Genomic DNA, 4,085 nt, shown 5'->3' on the forward strand with positions numbered 1-4,085 from the left:
GCGCAACGCCGGGCGCCACCCGCGCCCCCGGCTGCGGCCGCTGCTCCCGAGCCCGCCCCCCAATCCCTGCTCCAATCCCCGGCCGCGCTCCAGTCGGCCCCCGAGACGGTCGCCGAGCCCGCCCCGGCGCCCGCCAGCCCGCCGGCCCTGGCCGCGACGGGCAGCGAGGCCCGGGTCGAGACGCGGACGCTGCGCCAGCTCGGCCTGACTGGGCCGATGCAGCTGCGCGGCACCAACGACCTGCAGGGCGTGCTCTTCGGCCTGCGCGCCAACGAGGTGGTGACCGGCGCCAAGCTGGTGCTGCAGGGCGCCAGCAGCCCGGCGCTGATCCCCGAGCTCAGTCAGATCGCCATCACGCTGAACGAGCAGTTCGTCGCCGCCGTCACCCCGGATCGGGCGCGGCCGAGCTTCGGCCCGCTCGAATTTCCCATCAATCCGGTGTTCTTCACCGATGCCAACCGGCTGAACTTCCGCTTCACCGGCCGTTACGCGGTGGAGTGCAACGACCCGCTCTCGGGTCTGCTCTGGGCAAATATCTCCGACCTTTCGGCGCTGCACCTGACGATCGAGCAACTGCCGCTGCGGCGGGATCTCGCCCGCCTGCCGGAACCCTTCTTCGACGCGCGGCTGCGCAACCAGGCGCTGAACCTGCCTGTGGTACTGCCGGAGGGCGCCGGCAACGAGCTGCTGCGCGCCGCCGCCATCGCCAGCTCCTGGTTCGCCGTGCAGGCCGATTACCGGGGCGCGAACTTCCCGGTCAGCAGCGCCGTGCCGCCGCGCGGGAACGCCATGGTGCTGGTGGCGGGGCCGGAGGGCATTCCCGGCCTCGCCCTGCCCCGGCTGGACGGGCCGACGCTCGCCATCGTGCCGAACCCGGCCGATCCGGATGCCGTGCTGCTGGTGGTCGGCGGCCGTACCCCGGCCGAGGCGGTGGCCGCCGCCCAGGGCCTGACCGTCGGGCAGGAGGGGCTGGCGGGCGAGATCGCCCGCGTCGAGCCGCCGCAGCTCGCCCCGCGCAAGCCCTATGACGCGCCGCGCTGGATCCGCGACGACCGTCCGATGCGCTTCGGCGAACTCGTCGATCCCTCCGAGCTGCAGAGCTACGGCTTCTCCGGCGGCACCATCGCCGTGCCCTTCCGCACCGCGCCCGACATCTACACCTGGCGCGACCGGCCGTTGCCGGTGCAGTTGCGCTTCCGCGCGCCGCCGGGCCCGATCACCGACGTCTCGGTCTCTCGCCTCGACACCGCGCTGAACGGCAATTACCTGCGCTCGATCCCGCTGCGCGAGGCGGAGCCGACCTGGCCCTGGAGCTGGCTCGCGCGCCAGACCGGCCTCGATCAGCCGGCCGAGGTGGGGGAGGGGCAGGTCGGCCTGCCGCCCTACCTGATCTTCGGCCAGAACGAGCTGCAGATGCGCTTCGACATGCGCCCGCTCAACCGGGGCGACTGCGTCGCCATTCCGAGCGACGTGCGTGCCGGCATCGATCCGGACAGCACCATCGACCTGGGCCGCGCGCATCGCTTCGCGGCCATGCCGAACCTCGCCTTCTTCGCCGGTTCGGGCTTTCCCTTCAGCACCATGGCGGACTTCTCCTCGACCGCCGCGGTGCTGCCCGACCGGCCGAACACGCTGGAGATCTCCTCCTTCCTGACGCTGCTCGGCAAGATGGCCGCCAATGTGGGCCATGCCGCGACCCGGATCGAGGTGGTGCGGCCGGGCGCGCTGAGCCAGGTGAGCGGACGTGACCTGCTGGTGATCGGCGCCCTGGGGCGGCAGCCGGCCCTGTCCTCGCTGCTCGGCGGGCGGAGCCCGCTGCAGGTGGAGGGCAACCGCATCGCCGTCTCGCTGCCGACGGCGCTGGAGAACTTCCGCAACCTCTTCCTGGGCGACAGCCGCCCGGCCGAGCGGGAACGGCTGGAGGCCAGCCTGGCCTCGCCGGGCGAGGGCACCGGCATGCTGATCGGCTTCGAGAGCCCGCTCAGCGCCGGACGCTCCGTGGTGGCGCTGAGCGGCACCAATCCGCAAGGCATGGAGGCCATGCTGGCGGCGCTGCGCGATCCGCAGCAGCTCTCCGCGATCCAGGGCGACCTGGCGCTGGCGAGCGGCGGCCGCGTCACCTCCTACAAGATCGGCGCCACCTACACCCTCGGCCACCTGCCGCCCTATCTCTGGCCGCAGTACTGGCTGGGCAGCCGGCCGGACATGCTGCTGCTGCTGGCCCTGGTGGCGGCCGTGCTGGTCGCCATGCCCACCTACTGGCTGCTGCGCCGCCGCGCCGCGCTTCGCCTCAGGACCCGGACCCAATGAGCCGCCTCCGCGCCCGCCTGCTGGCGACTGCCCTGTCGGCCACGCTGCTGCCCCTGCTGCCGCCCGGGCCCGCCGCGGCGCAGGAGGGCGGCAATGCCCTCGCCGTCCTGCTGGAGCAGGCGCGCTACTGGCGCAGCCAGAACCAGTCGGACCGGGCGCTGCAGGCGCTGGAGCGGCTGCTGCAGGCCGACCCGGACAATATCGACGCGCTGACCCTGGCCGCCGAGGCCGCCGCCGGGGCGGGAGACAGCGCCGGGGCGAACCGCTACCTCGCCCGGCTGCGGCAGCTGGCGCCCTCCGATCCGCGCCTGTCCGCCGCCTCGCGCCAGGTGCGTGGCGCCATGGCCGACCCGGCCGCCGTGGCCGAGGCGCGGCGCCTGGCCCAGTCGGGCCAGGCCGCGCAGGCCCTGGCGCGCTACCGTCAGATCTTCGGCGGCACCGTGCCGCCGGATTCCTACGCGATCGAGTACTATCAGACGCTGGCCGGCACGCCGGATGGCTATGCCGAGGCGCGCCAGGCCATGGAGCGGCTGACGCAGGAGCGGCCCAACGACACGCGCCTGGCCCTCGCCTATGCGCAGATCCTGACCTATCGCGAGGCCTCCCGCGCCGAGGGAGAGCGCCGCCTGCGCAACCTCGCGCAGCGGCCGGAGAGCGCCACCGCCGCCAATGCGGCGCTGCGCGATGCCCTGCTCTGGGAGGGGCCTAACCCGGAGGCGGTGCCTGCGCTGGAGGAGTATCTCCGGCGCAACCCCAACGATGCCGCCGTGCGGCAGCGGCTGGAGGAGGCACGCAACCCGCCCCCCGGCTCGGTGGACGAGGTGGGGGCCGCGCGGGTGCGCGGCTTCGCGGCGCTGAATGCCGGCCGGCTGGCCGAGGCGGCGCAGGCGTTCGAGGCGGTGCTGGCGGAGCGTCCCGGCGATGCCGATGCCACCGGCGGGCTGGGCCTGGTCCGGCAGCGCCAGGGCCGGACGGCGGATGCGCGGCGCCTGCTGGCCGAGGCCATCGCCGCCGATCCCGCGGAGGGCCGGCGGAAATGGGGCCGTGCCCTGGATGGCGCCAGCGCCGGGGTCGAGATGGCCCAGGCGCGGGCGTTGATCCAGCGGGGCCAGGTCGAGGAGGCCGAGGCGCTGCTGCAGCGCATGGCCCGCCGCGAGGGGGGCGACCGGCCGGATGCCGAGGTGCTGCTGGGCGATCTGGCGCTACGTCGCGACGATCCGGCGGGCGCCGAGCAGCGCTACCGCGCCGCGCTGTCGCGCCGCCCCGAGCTGGCGCCGGCCCTGGCCGGTCTCTACGAGGCGCTGCAACGTCAGGGCCGCTTCGCCGAGGCGGAGCAGCTGGCGCAGCAGCGCGGCGGCCGCTTCGCCGCCAGTCTCGCCACCCAGCGGGCCGAGGGGCTGCGCGCCGAGGCAAGCCGCGCCGGCGATCCGGCCTCCGCCGTCGCCCTGCTGCACGCGGCCGCGCAGGCCGATCCCGACAATCCCTGGATTCGCCTGGATCTGGCCAGGCTGCTGGCGCGGCAGGGCTCCGCCTATGAGGGCCGCGCCCTGGTCGACCAGCTGGCCGCCACCGGCAAGCCGGAGGCGGTGCACGCCGCGGCCCTGTTCGCCAGCGAGGAGGGGCGTTCGCAGGACGCCGCCAGCTGGATCGAGCGCATCCCCGCGCGGCTGCGCAGCGCCGACCAGAACCGGCTGCTGCAGCGCGTCCGCCTGCAGGAACAGGTCGCCGCCGCCGCCGAGCCGGCGCGCTACGGCCGGCCGGACGAGGCGCGGCGC

The 4,085-nt window shown here is 74.9% G+C and carries 2 protein-coding genes; both read left to right on the forward strand.

Going from position 1 to position 4,085, the window contains the following annotated elements; translation table 11 throughout:
• Positions 1 to 2,310: cellulose biosynthesis cyclic di-GMP-binding regulatory protein BcsB (gene bcsB / locus ACVMLK_RS19960; RefSeq protein ID WP_457487408.1), on the forward strand; the 2,310-nt coding region annotated here is incomplete at its 5' end.
• The coding region (locus tag ACVMLK_RS19965; RefSeq protein WP_457487409.1) for a tetratricopeptide repeat protein at positions 2,307 to 4,085 on the forward strand (1,779 nt) is incomplete at its 3' end. The genes bcsB and ACVMLK_RS19965, both read left to right, overlap by 4 nt.

It is taken from the genome of Teichococcus aerofrigidensis (assembly GCF_054073225.1).